The organism is Paenibacillus sp. S02, assembly GCF_019454065.1.
Classification (GTDB): domain Bacteria; phylum Bacillota; class Bacilli; order Paenibacillales; family Paenibacillaceae; genus Paenibacillus; species Paenibacillus polymyxa_B.
On sequence record NZ_CP073682.1, the window covers coordinates 1,519,961 to 1,537,859 of the forward strand.

Sequence of the window (17,899 nt, forward strand, 5' to 3'; positions counted from 1 at the left end):
GAATAGAATGAATCCGTTTTCGAAAGAACAAATTCAGGATATATATGCGTTGTCACCTATGCAAGAAGGCATATTATATCATTCTCTATCAGATGCTGAGCCTAACACTTATGTAGTACAGCTGATCCTAACTATGGAAGGTCATCTTAATGTTGAACTTATGCGGCAAAGTTTTTCGACACTCATCCAACGGCACAATGTATTAAGAACAACTTTTTTATTGGAAAAAGTCAAACAACCACTTCAGGTAGTGCTAACGGAAAGGCCTCTTCAATTTGTTTTTGAAAGCAGAGCTGATATATCAAGTCTGGATGAAAAACGGTGGATTCAGCAATATTTAGAAAAGGATCGTCAGCGAGGATTCAACTTGACGAGAGATCCGCTCATTAGGCTATCGATGCTGCAAACAAGCCCTAGGGAATATATTTGTGTACTCACTTTTCATCATATTCTAATGGATGGATGGTGTTCAGATTTACTCCTTTGCGAATTATTTGAGATCTATACTTCTCTAGTTGAAGGACAAAGCAAATTCACTTATATGGAGCAGTCTTATAGTCAGTATATAGAATGGTTGGAAAAACAAGACCAAGAAAGTGCACTTAAATACTGGAAAGACTATTTAAACGGATTTGAAGAATGCTCTGTCCTGCTAGGTCAAACACATAGTAATGGAAAAAAATCTATTCAAGATTATAGTTTGGGTAAACATTCTATTCAATTGGAGCATCCGCTGTCCGAATTTTTAAAAGAGTTGGCCCGAAACAATCAAGTCACATTAAACGCAGTCTATCAGAGTCTGTGGGGGATGGTGCTACAAAAATATAATAATAGTAACGATGTTGTATTTGGTTCTGTTGTAGCAGGAAGGCCCCCGGAAATATCAGCAGTTGAGCAAATGATAGGATTGTTTATTAATACAGTTCCTGTACGTATACAATCAGCGGGGGACCTAACTTTTGCTTCACTAATGCAGCAAATTCATCATCTAAATTTAAATTCCCAGCCCTACGAGCATTTGTCACTATCACAGATTCAAAATCAGTCGATTGGACAAAGCTTGTTTAATCATATTTATGTGTTTGATAATACGCCTTTAAGTTCCACATGGAAACATATATTAGCTGAAGTAAATGTAAACATCAAGGATGTTGATGTTATAGAACATACTAATTATGACTTAAGTATTACAGTGCTTCCGGGTGATGAAACAAATATAACGTTTATCTATAATTCCAATATTTATTCTGAAGATACAGTGAGAAGAATGGCAAATCATATGTATAATGTTGCAATGAAAATTTGTAGTGAGCCTTCCGTTTACTTGAAAGATATTTGTATTTTGAGTGCTGAAGAGGAGACCGAAATTATTGCATTGAGTAGTGCAAAGATTATGGAGAGTAACGGAAAAGAAACACTTGCAGATTTATTTGAAAGGCAAGTTGAAGTTTCGCCATTTGCAACGGCCCTTACATGTAGAGAAACACATATATCTTATGGAGAGTTAAATAAGCAAGCCAACAAGCTTGCCTACGTTTTACAAGATATGGGTGTTCAACCTAATCAACTAATTGGATTACTTACAGAGCGTTCACCAGAGATGATCATTGGGATACTAGGCATCTTGAAATCAAATGCAGGCTATACACCTCTTGATCCGGAAAATACAATCGAGCGATTAAAGGTTATTGTACAGGATGCTAACTTATCAATCATTGTAGTTTCGCAATCGAATCTTTCTTTAATTACAAAGCTAATGGAACAACTGGAGGGTTCCGCAAGACGTCAGATTTTAGTTCTTGAGGACGTACTGGAACAAACAAATGATCGTGATAAGAGTAATCCACTACGCATATCAGAGGCTAACCATTTGGCTTATGTGATGTATACTTCCGGTTCGACCGGTATACCTAAAGGGATCATGATTGAAAATATCAATGTGATGAGAATTGTGAAGGGCTCGGATTATGTACAAATTGCACCACAAGACACTATTCTTCAATTGTCCAACTTTGCTTTTGATGGTTCTGTTTTTGATATATTTGGGAGTCTTTTGAATGGAGCAAGACTTGTTTTAGTAGACAAAGAGACAATGCTTAATGCATCTGAGTTAGCTCAGTTAATTTTAAAAGAGAATGTCTCCGTTTTTTTTGTGACAACTGCTCTGTTTAACACACTCGTTGACCTTGAAATTCATTGCTTGACCAATGTAAGAAAGGTGCTTTTTGGTGGCGAGCGAGCATCAGTAGCACATGTAAAAAAAGCATTTCAGTTAATGGGGAAAGATAAAATTATTCATGTATATGGCCCGACAGAAAGTACGGTTTATGCGATGTATCATGAAATTCAAGAAGTTAATGAGGATATGTATACAATTCCGATCGGGCGACCCATTAAGAATACGGAGGTGCTTGTTCTTAATGGGGAAAATCATCAACAGCCGATTGGGGCAATTGGGGAACTGTGCATTGCTGGAGAAGGTCTCGCACGAGGATATCTTAACAATGACCCATTAACTCAAGAGAAATTTTTCTATCTGTACGAAAAACGATTATATAAGTCAGGTGACTTAGGGCGACGGCTTGCAAACGGAGAAATTGAATTTCTGGGGCGTAATGACCATCAAGTAAAGATTAGGGGATTCCGAATTGAATTGGGTGAAATTGAAAAGTGTATTCTTGAAAATCAAGCTGTAAAAGAAGTATTCATCATGGAGCAGTCAGATAAACAAGGGGATAAGCGCTTATGTGCGTATTTTGCTGCAGGTCAAGAAATGAATACCGAAAGAATCAGGCATTGGGTTGCTGAAAGACTGCCGAACTACATGATCCCTGCCTTTTTTGTACAAGTTAAGAAGCTACCTCTAAACGCAAATGGCAAAGTGGATCATAAGAAACTTACAATGCCCGATACAAGTCAGCTCTTTCAGGATCAAGCTATACTTCCAAGAAACAGCACTGAAGAGACGGTGGCTCACGTATGGGAAACGGTGTTGAGCATTGGGAACGTAAGCGTGGTCGAAGACTTTTATGCATTGGGAGGAGATTCAATAAAAGCTATTCAAATTTCAGCGCAACTCCGAGCGAAAGATATTAAAGTAACTACCAAAGATATATTTCAGCATCCAAGTGTAGCAGACTTAAGCACCTTTATTATAAAAGGACAATCGAAGCAGGTGCAGTCTGTGAATGCTGCTGCGATTCAAAATGGCTATGACGAATTAGGGATTTCTGCAAGTGATCTGCACGAACTTCAAACAGAGTTGAACTCTAAGATCAATTAACAGGAGGGAACTAGTCATGTCGTCTAAACAACTTTTACAAAAGATTTATTCGCTAACACCGATGCAGGAAGGAATTCTGTACCATACATTGCGTGAAGAAAATCAGGGTAATTTTATAGTTCAGCTTTTTTTCAGTGTGGAAGGGCCTCTCTCACTAGACATTATGAATAAGAGTATGCAATTGCTTGTACAGCGACATGATGTTTTCCGTACGCTTTTTAATGTTGATAAAGCGAAGCGACCCATTCAAATGGTCGTAGACCATCTGGAAAATAGAATGATTTTTCAAGATTTGACTGAAATGAATCATAATAGTCAGATGGAATTTATATCTCATTATGCCAGTGAGGAAAAAATTAAAGGTTTCGATGTAACTGCTGAAATGCTTGTTCGGCTTACTGTATTTCAGACGGACCTGCAACATTTTCGGTTACTTCTAAGCTTTCATCATATTATTGTGGATGGTTGGAGCTTGAGTGCGATAGTACAAGAGCTTTTTGAAATATATAGTGCCTTATCTGCGCAACGATCACCTGATCTAAAGAAAATCCACTCTTTTCAAAATTATATCGAATGGCTTAAACAACAGGATCAAGATTCTGCAAGTTTATACTGGAACCAGTATTTAGAGGGGATTGAACAGTCCACTAGTCTACCATGGAAACCAAAACAGAAAAAGGAAGGTTATTTGCAGGAACAAGTTAAGTTTACCTTCGATCGGGAAATGACTAAAAAACTTAAGGAATTGGCACTTGCCTATCGTGTAACGATGAACGCTGTTATTCAAGCAATCTGGAGCATCGTGCTAAAAAGATATAATAATACCAATGATGTGGTTTTTGGGACAGTCGTTTCAGGAAGACATGCAGCGGTTTCCGGAATCGACCAAATGATCGGAATATTTATCAATACCAATCCAGTAAGAATAAAGTTCGAGCAAGATATCCATTTTGAAGACCTGTTGTCATTAATCCATGAGCAAATGATTGAGTCCCAAGAGCATAGTCATTATCCTCTGATGAAGATACAAGCGCCTACGCCTCTGAAAGAGAATTTAGTTAATCATATTGTAGTTTTTGAAAATGTACCTTTGGAATTCAATTTATTAGACGGACAGCATGTACATGAGTTGAAAATCTATGATTTTGAATTAAAAGATCAGACAAACTATGATTTCAATATCATTGTGATACCCTCTGAGGAAATATCTGTATGCTTAAAATATAATGCATTTTGCTATTCAAATGAAGATATTCAAAAGATTGCTGGACATATTCGTGCGGTCACAACTGCCATCACTGAAAATCCACATATACTTGTTAGAAATATTTCAATTCTCACACCAGATGAAAAAGAACGCATATTAACAGAATTCAACAACACAGAACATGTTTTTTCTGACCTGAAAAATTTACACGAATTTTTTGAGGACAGAGCTATAGCTTATCCTGACAAAACCGCCCTGATCCTTGGTGAAGAAAATATGAGCTATGAAGAGGTTAACAAACGTGCCAATCAATTAGCCAGAATACTACGACGCAAGGGAGTATGTAGTAACCAGAGCGTTGGAATAATGGTTGAAAGATCATTTGAAATGATCATAGCTATATTGGCGATTCATAAGGCTGGTGGTGCTTATATACCTATTGATCCCGACTATCCCAAAGACCGTGTTCGTTATATGCTGCAAGACAGTGGAACTAACCTTGTCTTAACAAAGACAAGATGGAATGAACGCCTTGTAGGTTTAGAAATAGAAATCCTGCTCATGGATATAAGTTTGTCTGATAACGAGGATAACACCAATCTTAATTGTGTTAATCATCCTGATGATGTGGCTTACATCATATACACATCAGGTTCTACCGGCAAGCCGAAAGGGGTAATAGTTCAGCATCGGTCCGTTGTCAACAATATGTTGTGGATGCAACGAAAGTATTCGATCACAGAAGCGGATGTTATCATGCAAAAAACAGCTTACACTTTTGATGTGTCCGTGTTTGAATTGTGCTGGTGGTATTTTCAGGGCGCAGCGACTCTATGTTTGTTGGAGCCTGGAGCTGAAAAAGATCCTGAGAGCATAATCCATACAGTTGAACAAAAAAAAGTAACTGTAATCCACTTTGTTCCATCCATGTTACATGCATTTTTAGACTATTTGGAATATGGGGAAGGACATATTCAGCGTTTATCATCTATACAAAAAGTGTTTACCAGTGGAGAAGCACTGACATGCAGGCATGTTCAACGGTTTAACGATGTATGGAGAAGAGATAAAAGCATTGTTTTCTCTAATCTATATGGACCGACTGAAGGTACTATACACGATTCTTATTTTGATTGTCCTTCTGATTTTAAGATGGATTCCATCCCAATCGGCAAGCCGATAGATAATATTCAAATGTATATTATAGACCAGGATGATCAATTACAGCCAGTTGGTGTAGCAGGAGAATTATGTATTTCGGGTACAGGCGTAGCAGCAGGATATGTGAATCTTCCTGAAGCAACAAAAGAGAAATTTGTAAGAGATCCATTTAGAATCGGTCAACATATGTACAAAACAGGCGATTTAACAAGATGGATGAATGATGGAAGTATTGAGTACATGGGGAGAAAAGACTTTCAGATCAAAATCCGGGGGTACCGAATTGAAACTGGAGAAATAGAAAACGTTCTCCTACAATATCCAGGTATTCAGCAAGCATTAGTTACATTATGTATGGATGGCGAAAATAATAGATATTTATGCGCATATATTATTGGATCTCAATCTATTGATGAAAATTCTATAAAAGACTATATTATCCAGTTTGTTCCAGATTATATGGTGCCGTCTTATTTTATAAAGTTAGACAGATTTCCACTATCGCAAAGCGGAAAGATTGATCGTAGGAATTTACCAATACCGGACATCACAGTAAAGGTATCTACAGGCTACACACCCCCAAGAAATCATATTGAAAGAGTGACATCAGAGATATGGAAAGAAGTTCTGGGTGTAGAAAAAGTGGGTATTCACGACCATTTTTTTGCGCTTGGGGGAGATTCTATCAAAGCCATTCAAGTGTCATCACGTTTACAACGTCATAAGGTGCATATCGGAATTAAAGATATTTTTGCGAATCCGACGATTGCACAATTAACTCAGGTGTTGGCTGTACAAACAAAAGTTGTAGATCAGAGTGTCGTTGAAGGGATCGTTCCGCTTACGCCTATTCAAAAGTGGTTTTTTGAACATCAGGGGATACAACGGCATCATTGGAATCAGTCTTTTATGTTGTATAGAAAAGAAGGATTTGAACCTGACATCCTTCAAGAAACGATGAATTATATTGTTTATCATCATGATGCTCTGCGTATGATGTATGCAAGCGAGCAAGACTCTATTGTACAAACAAATCAGGAAATGAAAGAGTCAGCTTGGTTGCAGGTTGTAGATCTATCAAGTGAATTTGATGTAAGGGATCGTATCGCAAATTTTTCAGAAAAGATTCATATGAGTATGGATTTAACTACAGGCCCTCTACTGAAATTGGGACTATTCCAAACCATTGAAGGGGATCATCTCCTTATTGTTGCGCACCATCTAGTAATCGACGGTGTTTCTTGGCGAATATTGCTGGAAGATATTACACAGGTTTATAAACAGCTTAGTTCTGGAGAAAAGCCTTCATTACCGTATAGGACGACTTCCTATAAGAGCTGGGCTAGCGCACTGGAGGAGTATGCGAACAGTCCGGTATTACTTGATGAGATTCCATACTGGATGAATATGGATCAACGGCATATTGAGCCTCTGCCTAAGGATCACACATGTTCAACCAACTTTATCAAGGATACGAGATCGATAAATATGCAACTATCCAAGCAGGACACAGACAATCTGCTTCGTCATTCCAATCAGGCTTACAATACGGAAATTAATGATATATTGTTAGCCGCATTAGGGAGTGCATTCCGAGATTGGACAGATCATACCCAGATTCTTATCGGTTTGGAGGGGCATGGGAGAGAAGACATAGTCCCTGATAATAATGTCTCTCGGACGATCGGTTGGTTTACAACAATGTATCCTGTAGTAATTGATCTTCCGTTATCTTGCTCTGTACAGGATACTGTTCAACATGTAAAACAAACATTGCGCCAAATTCCGAAAAAAGGGATCGGATACGGTTTATTAAGATATGTTACTGCTCTGGAACACAATAAAGTAATGAAGTGGAAACTTCGTCCTGAAGTTTGCTTTAACTATTTAGGTGAATTTTCCCAAAGTATAGATCAGGGAGTTTTTACGCTTTCTGATATGTCTCAGGGCCAAATGCTTGATCCGCAATCAGAGCGAAGTTATTCCATTGATATAACGGCAGTTGTCATGGAGGACGAGCTAAGAATTTCTTTTATATACAATAAGCATGAATATGATGAAGATACACTGACCGAAGTTGCCCTGAATTTCAAGAATCATCTCTTAGAAATTATTAATCATTGCATAACATGTGGAACAAGAGAGCTTAGTGAAAAAATATACCCGACAGCGCTTCCCGATTTAGCACAAATATACGCTCCTTTTGCGCTAACTGATATTCAGATGGCATATTTTCTAGGTCGAAATGATGAGCTTGAAATGGGCGGCGTTTCCACTCATGTATATACCGAGGTGGAGACTGACGTTGACATGATGCATTTTAATCAATGCTTGAATAAAGTCATTCAGAGACACCCGATGCTAAGAGCAATTATCATGCCAAGCGGCGAGCAGGTTATTCTTAAAGACGTGCCTGAATATCAAATGGCTATAGAAGATCTTCGATTCCTGACAAGAAGAGAACAAGAGGAACGAATTCATCTGGAGCGAAGCCGGATGTCACACCATGTGTTTGTTCCTGAACAGTGGCCGATGTTCGAATTTAAGGCTTTTCAGCTTGAGAATAATAAATGTCTATTATGTATGGGCAGGGATTTGCTCATTGCTGATGCAGCAAGTATGGATATTATCGGTCGTGATCTGATGTATTTCTATCACAATCCGAATGCCGAATTGCCCCAATTGGACTTCAGCTTCCGCGATTATGTTCTTGCTTATTTAGATTTGAAGCACTCTGAAATATATGAGCTGGATCGAAAATACTGGCTTAATAAAATTGAAGATTTTCCATTAGCGCCTGTTCTCCCTTTACAATGTAATCCAGAACAAATAACAGCACCAAAATTTCAAAGAAAAGAGAAGATATACAATCAACAACAGTGGATTTCTTTAAAAAAGCTGGCTTTACAAAATGGAGTGACCCCATCTGCTTTGCTCGCGACCATTTATTCATATCTTCTATCCATGTGGGGCAATCAAGAGAACTTGTCCATTAATCTTACAGTCTTTAATCGTTATCCCTTTCATGAACAGGTAGAACATATTGTAGGTGACTTTACATCAAACCTGTTGCTCGGCATTTCATTTAAACCTGGTACGTCATTGTGGGAAAAGGCCAAAGATGTTCAGTCTGTATTAATTGATGCATTGGAGCATCGCCACTATGAGGGTGTTGAGTTTATTAGGGATATTGTGAGACATCATGGGATTAGACATGGAAAGGCTGTAATTCCGTATGTTTTTACCTCTGTGCTTTCTGAAAATAAAACAGAACGCATACCCGGTCTTGAACAATTAGGAAACTTGAAAACAGGAATAACGCAAACCTCACAGGTCTATATTGATTTTCAGGCTACGTTAGTAGCGGATGAATTATGGTTATTTTGGGATTATGTAGAGGAATTGTTTTCGCCAGAAATGATTGAAGGTATGTTCAGACAGTTTACGCAAATCATTGATTCTCTTTTGATAAAAGCTATTTATTCTTCAAATCTGGAAATTGAAATAGAGAATAAGGAAGCTATCCGATTATACAACAATACGAACAAGGCTTTACCGCCTAGCACCTTGCATGGGTTGTTCGAGGAGCAGGCAACGCGTACTCCAGAAGCAGTGGCCTTAATGCATAAGGATGAATGCCTTACGTATGGAAAACTGCAGAAACGTTCGAATCAGATTGCCCGCTATTTGCTAGAGCAGGGTGTATGTCGTGGTGATTATGTTAGCGTATTGGCAACCCGGAGTATAGCAACTGTTGCTAACGTTATAGGTATTTTAAAAGCCGGAGCAGCTTATGTACCGGTGGATCCGGACTATCCGGAAGAACGGCGCCACTACATTCACGAGCACAGTCAATGTAAGCTGACTGTAGAACCGGAGTTGTACGATACAGCCGGCGTAGCAGAATATTCTGACGAAGCTCTTCCGATGGATTATCATTCAGACGATGTAGCGTATGTAATCTATACATCGGGCAGCACAGGCCGACCGAAGGGCGTGATCACAACACACGGAGCAGCAGCCAATACGATTCAGGATATAAATCATAAATTCGGCATCCATGAGCAGGACCGAATGATAGGTTTGTCCTCCATGTGTTTTGATCTGTCTGTATATGATCTGTTCGGTGCCTTGGCAGCCGGAGCGGCATTGGTATTGATTGACGATCAACGGGATGTTGATGATGTCATTTACACGATAGAGCATCAAGGGATCACCCTATGGAATTCCGTACCGGCTATTATGGAAATGGTGCTCGCCAACGTCACGGCTGATTTTTACAATAATGGAATTCGAACGGTGTTGCTCAGTGGGGACTGGATACCGCTACAGCTGCCTGAGAAAATAAAGCGACATTGTCCGCATGCAGAAGTGATTAGCCTGGGAGGAGCAACAGAAGCCTCAATTTGGTCCATCTACTACCCAATCAAGGAATGGGATAGACAGACCGCATCGATACCTTATGGCAGACCGCTGGCGAACCAGCAGATGTATGTGCTGAACTATGAGTTAAAGCCTTGTCCGGCGGATGTACAAGGGGAACTGTACATTGGTGGGATGGGGCTTGCGGCAGGTTATCTAAATGATGAACGGAAAACCCAGGAATCGTTTGTGGAACATCCAGAGCTGGGCCGATTATACCGAACCGGAGATTATGGAGTATGGCGTCCGGCAGGCTATATCGAATTTCAGGGACGAAAGGATCAGCAGGTCAAGATCCGGGGGTATCGGGTAGAGCTGGGAGAAATTGAAGGACGCCTGCTGGCACATGAATTCATCAAAAATGCAGTGGTGATGGAACAAAGGGATGCTCGCAATCATGCATTTCTATGTGCATACTATGTTCCAGATGAGGAGGAAGTGACCCCGGAGGAACTGCGAATATATTTACAACGGGAACTGCCGAATTATATGGTGCCGTCGCATTATATGGAACTGGAGAAACTACCGTTATCTCCTAATGGCAAGGTAAATCGAAGAGAGCTGCCGATCCCGGATGTGGAGCAGCAAATGGATTCGAAATACGAAGAAGCACGTAATGAAACAGAGCAGAAACTGACGGAAATATGGAAAGAGGTATTGGGCGTCGAACGAGTAGGAATCCATGATCATTTCTTTGAACTGGGTGGAAATTCGATTCTGATGGTGCAAATCCGAACCAGAATAAGCAGGGAAATGGGAAACGATTTGAATCTACGAGACTTTCTGCAGCATTATACCATAGCGAAGCTGTCAGAACGGATGAAGGAAGGTGTAGATACACAAGCGGCCATCGTGTATCCGGAGTTAATACCTGATCCGGAGCATATGTATGAACCGTTTCCGCTAACGGACGTGCAAATGGCCTATCTGATGGGACGCGAGAACCATTTTGAGCTGGGTGGAGTGTCAACGCATGGATATACTGAAATCAAAACAGACTTTGATTTAGACAGACTTAATTGTGCATTACAACAGGTCATTAAACATCAACCCATGATGCGCGCAGTCGTACTTCCTACCGGAGAGCAGGTTATTCTGGAGAACGTACCGGAATATCGAATAACAGTGGTTGACCTTACCCATATGAATTCGTCTGAGCAACAAGAACGGATAGTGTCAGAAAGAGAGCGAATGTCTCATTATGTATTTCCAACAGACCAATGGCCGCTCTTTGAATATAAAGCTTTTAAATTATCTGAAGGAATTCATTATTTGTTTGTCAGCTACGATATGTTGATTACGGATGGAGCAAGTATTCAGCTGATCGGCAAGCTGCTGGTTAAATTCTATAATGAGCCCAATTGGATGCCATCACAGTTACAGAGCACATTCAGGGACTATATTTTGGCATTGCAGCATTTTAAAAATTCAGAAACCTATACAAAGGACAAACTGTATTGGTTGAATAAATTGGAGGATTTTCCTTCAGCTCCGGAACTTCCTTTGAAAGCGGATCCGTCCGGTGTGACTAAGCCTCGTTTTTGCCGTCTGGAGCAAGAAATCGATAGAGAAACCTGGGAGAAAATTAAAAAGCAGGCGTATCAGTACAATATAACGCCTACAGCCGCTCTTCTTACTGCTTATGCAGAAGTGATGGCTTTTTGGAGTAATCAGCCTCATTTAGCCGTGAGTTTGACCGTTTTCAACAGACTGCCGTTTCATCAAGACGTAAAAGACATGATTGGGGATTTTACTTCCGTAATTTTAATAGAAATTGATTTCAGATCCGAGAAAGGGTATTGGGAGAGAGCTAAACGAATCCAGGAACGCCTTTTAGAATCACTTGAGCATCGGCATTATGATGGTATTGAATTGATACGGGAAATATCTAAATACCATAATTATGGTAATCGTGCTGTTATGCCTGTTGTTTTTACAAGCATGCTGCTGGGGAGCAAGGAAAGAGGCGAAGTTAGTTGGTATGAACTAGGTGAGATACAATTGGGGGCCGGACAGACGTCTCAAGTGTATTTGGATCACCAACTTTTTGAGGACAATGGTTCGTTGAGAATCGTTTGGGACTATGTTGAGCAACTATTTGATGAAAATGTAATTCATTCAATGTTCAAGCAATATATTGATACACTAACTCTGAATACTAATTGCATGAGAATTACTGAACAAGAAACGAAGTTGATGGAGAGCTACAATAATACAGAGAAACCGATACCATACACCACCTTGCATGGCCTGTTCGAGGAGCAAGCAGTACGCACTCCAGAAGTAGTAGCATTAATGCACAAGGATGAATGCCTTACGTATGGAGAACTGCAGAAACGTTCAAATCAAATAGCTCGTTACTTACAAGGGCAGGGTGTATGTCGTGGTGATTATGTTAGCGTATTGGCGAGTCGGAGTATAGCAACTGTTGCTAACGTTATAGGTATTTTAAAAGCCGGAGCAGCTTATGTACCGGTAGATCCGGACTATCCGGAAGAACGGCGCCACTACATTCACGAGCACAGTCAATGTAAGCTAACTGTAGAACCGGAGTTGTACGATACAGCCGGCGTAGCAGGATATTCAGACGAAGCTCTGCCGACTGAGTATCATCCGGACGATGTGGCGTATGTGATCTATACGTCGGGCAGCACAGGCCGACCCAAGGGCGTAATCACAACTCATGGAGCAGCAGCCAATACGATTCAGGATATAAATCATAAATTCGGCATCCATGAGCAGGACCGAATGATAGGTTTGTCCTCCTTGTGTTTCGATCTGTCTGTGTATGATCTGTTCGGTGCCTTGGCAGCCGGAGCGGCATTGGTATTGATTGACGATCAGCGGGATGTCGATGATGTCATCTACACGATAGAACATCAAGGCATCACCCTATGGAATTCCGTACCGGCTATTATGGAAATGGTACTCGCCAACGTCACGGCTGACTTTTACAATGATGGAATTCGAACGGTGTTACTCAGCGGGGACTGGATACCGCTACAGCTGCCTGAGAAAATAAAGCGACATTGTCCGCATGCAGAAGTGATTAGCCTGGGAGGAGCAACAGAAGCCTCAATCTGGTCCATCTACTACCCAATCAGGGAATGGAATGGACAGACCGCCTCGATACCTTATGGTAGACCGCTGGCGAACCAGCAGGTGTATGTACTGAACTATGAGCTAAAGCCTTGCCCGGTCCATGTACAAGGGGAACTGTACATTGGTGGGACGGGGCTTGCAGCAGGTTATCTGAATGATGAACTGAAAACCCAGGAATCTTTCGTGGAACATCCAGAGCTGGGCCGATTATACCGAACCGGAGATTATGGAGTATGGCGTCCGGCAGGTTATATCGAATTTCAGGGACGGAAGGATCAGCAAGTAAAGATTCGGGGGTACCGAGTAGAGTTAGGAGAAATTGAAGGGCGTCTGCTAGCACATGAATTCATCAAAAATGCAGTGGTAATGGAACAAAGGGATGACCGCAATCACGCATTTCTATGTGCATACTATGTTCCAGATGGGGAGGAAGTAACCTCAGAGGAACTGCGGATATATTTACAGCGAGAACTACCGAATTATATGGTGCCGTCGTATTATATCGAACTGGAGAAAATACCATTATCCCCTAATGGCAAGGTAAATCGAAGAGAGCTGCCGATGCCGAATGTGGAGCAGCAAATGGAGTTGAAATACGAAGAAGCACGAAATGAAACGGAACAGAAACTGACGGAAATATGGAAAGAGGTATTGGGCGTCGAACGAATTGGAATCCATGATCATTTTTTTGAATTGGGTGGAAATTCGATTCTGATGGTGCAAATCCGAACCAGAATAAGTAGGGAAATGGGAATAGATTTGAATCTACGAGACTTTCTGCAGCATTATACCATAGCGAAGCTGTCAGAACGGATCGAGGAAGGCGTAGATACACAAGCGGCCATCGTGTATCCGGAGTTAACACCTGATCCGGAACATATGTATGAACCGTTTCCGTTAACTGATGTACAGATGGCTTATCTGATGGGACGCGAGAACCATTTTGAAATGGGTGGAGTGTCGACACACGTATATATTGAGTTAGAAACTTCATTGAACATGAATCGGTTTAATCGAGCTCTACAAAAAGTTATTGAACGTCATACTATGCTTCGGACGATTATTTTGCCGAGCGGACAGCAAAAAATATTAGATCATATGCCAGAATACCAAATTGAGATTATCCCGATTGAGGATCTCTCCAAGGAAGCTCAGGAACAGAGAATACTGACGGAAAGAGAGCGCATGTCTCACTACATTTTCAAGACTGATCAGTGGCCTCTATTCGAGTATAAGGCTTATCAATGTTCTGCAGAAACGTTTTATCTTTTTATTGGTTATGACATGTTAATAACGGATGGGGCGAGCTTTCAATTTATTCACCAGGAAATTATGAAATTTTACCATGATCCAGACTTAGATCTGGCAGGTGTGGATATTACTTTCAGAGATTATATGATGGCTTATACGGCATTCAAATCTTCGGAAATATATAAGAGGGATCGGCAGTATTGGATGAACAAATTGAATAACTTTCCTGATCCACCTTCCTTGCCGTATATTTCCTTTCCAAGCATTATTTTACAACCGCGCTTCAAAAGGGAAACCAAACACTTAAATAGGGAACTATACGAAAAGCTAAAGCAAGTTTCACAAAAAAATCACCTGACACCAACTGCAGTACTATGTACTGTATTTGCCAAAGTGTTGTCTTACTGGAGCAATCAATCTCAATTAGCGCTCAATTGTACTATTTTTAATCGTTATCCATTTCATAAAGATGTATATAAGATGATTGGCGACTTTACGTCTGTTATGTTGCTTGACATCACGCTTGAAGGAGGAAAATCTTTCTGGGAGCAAGCTGAATCCGTGCAAAACGTGTTGATGGAGGCGCTCGAACATAGGCACTACGACGGAATTCAATTTATCAGAGAGATTATACGCCAACGTGGTGCTGAAACCCATAAGGCAGCGATGCCCATTGTATTCACAAGCATGTTACTGGATACAGGAAAAGGTACAGATGAGTCTATTTATTTTATGGGGGATGTAAAGACAGCGGTTTCTCAAACCTCTCAAGTTTTTTTAGATTATCAGGTTCTGGAAGTAGATGGCGGACTCACGATCACTTGGGATTATGTTGAACAACTGTTTGATTCGGAATTAATTAAAGCGATGTTTGACCAGTACTTTATGCTGCTGGAATTTTCCTTAAACTCAGATGCGGGAAATAGGTTCACATGGGGACGTGAAAATCATCATCTGATTTCAGCTTTTAATGATACTTGTGAAGAAATTCCAAGCTCTACACTCGATTCCTTGTTTGAACAGCAGGTTGTTCGTTGGCCAGAGGCATTTGCGGTGATTTATAAGAACAGCCACATCACTTATCAGGAGTTAAATGAACGTTCGAATAGAGTGGCTCGCTATTTACATGAACATGGCGTGTGTCGTGGAGATTTTATTAGTGTATTAGCCAATCGGAGTATTGAAACCATTGTGAATATAATAGGTATATTGAAGGCCGGAGCGGCTTATGTGCCGATTGATCCTGATTATCCGGAGGAACGTCGTGAATATATTAGGGATCACAGTGGTTGTAAATTAACGTTGGAACCGGATCTATACGTTAAGGAAGGATTAGCAGTTTATTCTGGTGAAGCACTCCTGGTCGAACATGATCCTGATGATGTAGCCTACGTGATTTATACTTCAGGCAGTACAGGCCAACCTAAAGGAGTCATTGTTACACATGGGGCAGTAGCTAACACGGTGCAGGATATTAATCGTAAATTCAATGTGAATGAGCAGGATCGTATAATTGGATTATCATCCATGTGTTTCGATTTATCGGTTTATGATCTATTTGGAGCGTTAGCGGTTGGAGCGGCTATCGTACTTATTGATGATCAACGTGATATTACTGAAGTTGCAAAGACACTCGAGGAACATAAAATTACAATTTGGAACTCCGTACCAGCTATAATGGACTTGATGTTGAACCATGTGCTTGGAGAAGAAGAGGAAAGTTGTTATTACTGGAATAATATTCCTTCTTCGTCTGGATCGCGTAAGAAAAACAGTTCTTTGCGTTTGGTCATTCTTAGTGGAGACTGGGTACCTCTCAGTCTACCGGATAAAATTCGCAGACAATATATTCACGCGAACGTAGTAAGTATGGGCGGGGCAACAGAGGCTTCTATTTGGTCCATTTATTATCCTGTATATGAAGTACATGAAGACTGGGCCTCCATACCTTACGGTATGCCATTAGCTAACCAAACTTATTATGTATTGAATTACGATCAGGAACTCTGTCCAGTAGGTGTAAAAGGTGAGCTTTACATTGGAGGCGCTGGTTTAGCCAAAGGTTATCTTCACGAAGAAGAAAAAACGGCATCATCATTCTTAAATCATCCGAAGTTTGGCAGGTTATATCGCACTGGAGACCAAGGAATTCTGAATTCAAAAGGATATATTGAATTTTTGGGACGTAACGATCAGCAAGTAAAAATCCGTGGTTATCGTGTAGAGCTTGGCGAAATCGAAAATCAAATTCTTCAAATTATTGGAGTAAAGGAAGCAGTGGTTTTGTATACCCCGGATTCGAGAGGAAATAAAATACTGTGCGCGTATATTGTGACCCAACCAAGTTTGAGCATCCAGGATATTAAAGAAGGTATTAGTCGTACATTGCCAAATTACATGGTGCCTACTCATTTTATTGGTCTTGAACAAATTCCTTTAACACCTAATGGTAAATTAGACCGAAAAGCACTGCCAGAGCCATCGGCTAAAACCATATTTCAAAAGAAATATGAAGCTCCAGTGACGGAGATGGAGTGTATTATGGTACGAATCTGGGAAGAGATTTTAGAGTACAGTTCCATCAGCGTAGGCGATTCTCTATTTGAATTGGGAGTGGATTCGACAAGTGTAATTAAATTTGTAGCGAGACTAGCTACAGGGCACGGAATAGAGCTTCCGATTCGACAGATATTTGTGACACCGACTATTCGAGAGTTGGCCTCCCTAGTTTCTTCATCTGTAACGCAGATTAGTGATCTTTCTAACGAAAGAATGTTGTTTAATCCACAGGGAGAAAGAGACCGAAACATATTTTGTTTCCCTCCGGTAGTAGCTTTAGGGGTTGTATATCAAAGGCTTGCTGAATTCCTTGGTTCCTATCGATTGTACAGTTTCAACTTTCTTGAGATCGAACAAAACCGTCTCATTGCAGAATATATCCGTCTAATAAAAGAAGTTCAGCCAGAGGGACCTTACGTATTTCTAGGGATTTCAGCGGGAGGCAATTTGGGATTTGAGATTACAAAGGCTCTTGAAAAACAGGGAGATAAGGTTAGCCAGCTCATTTTATTGGACTCATTTTACATTACAGAAATAAATTCAGAGCGGCTTACAACGGAAGAGAGTCGTAAATATGCGAAAGAAACGGTAGATCTTATGTTGGATAAATATCCACAATTGCAAAGTGAAGGAGATTTTTTCTATCATCATGTTGGCGAGAAGATTCAAAGATACTATGCGTATTTGGATAATTTAATGAATTCTGGACAAGTTGCCGCTCATATTCATGTTATTAAATCTCTTCAGAGTCAAAGTAAACATATACGTGGAGATATCCGAATGTGGGAGCATTCTACAAGTGGGGAGTATTCCATTTGTGATGGTTATGGAGATCATGAAAGCATGCTTGATGCTACATTTGTTGAACAGAACGCAGCGTTGATTCTAAACATATTGGAAAAATAAATGATAAA

General features: G+C 40.4%; 2 protein-coding genes. Both read left to right on the top strand.

Annotation, left to right across the window (positions count from 1 at the left end):
* Positions 1-7 precede the first annotated feature (7 nt).
* Entirely contained in the window at positions 8-3,283 is a 3,276-nt protein-coding gene (locus tag KAI36_RS06650) for a non-ribosomal peptide synthetase (protein WP_220027312.1), read from the top strand.
* 16 nt (positions 3,284-3,299) lie between these two features.
* Positions 3,300-17,891 carry a non-ribosomal peptide synthetase gene (locus KAI36_RS06655; RefSeq protein ID WP_220027313.1) on the top strand — a complete coding sequence of 4,864 codons (14,592 nt, stop codon included), beginning with the start codon at positions 3,300-3,302 and terminating at the stop codon, positions 17,889-17,891.
* The last annotated feature ends 8 nt before the right edge of the window (positions 17,892-17,899 follow it).

What these genes read in the sequence shown, in the direction of transcription:
- KAI36_RS06650 (WP_220027312.1), top strand. Translation starts at nt 8, where the DNA reads ATGAATCCGTTTTCGAAAGAACAAATTCAGGATATATATGCGTTGTCA.
- KAI36_RS06655 (WP_220027313.1), top strand. Translation starts at nt 3,300, where the DNA reads ATGTCGTCTAAACAACTTTTACAAAAGATTTATTCGCTAACACCGATG.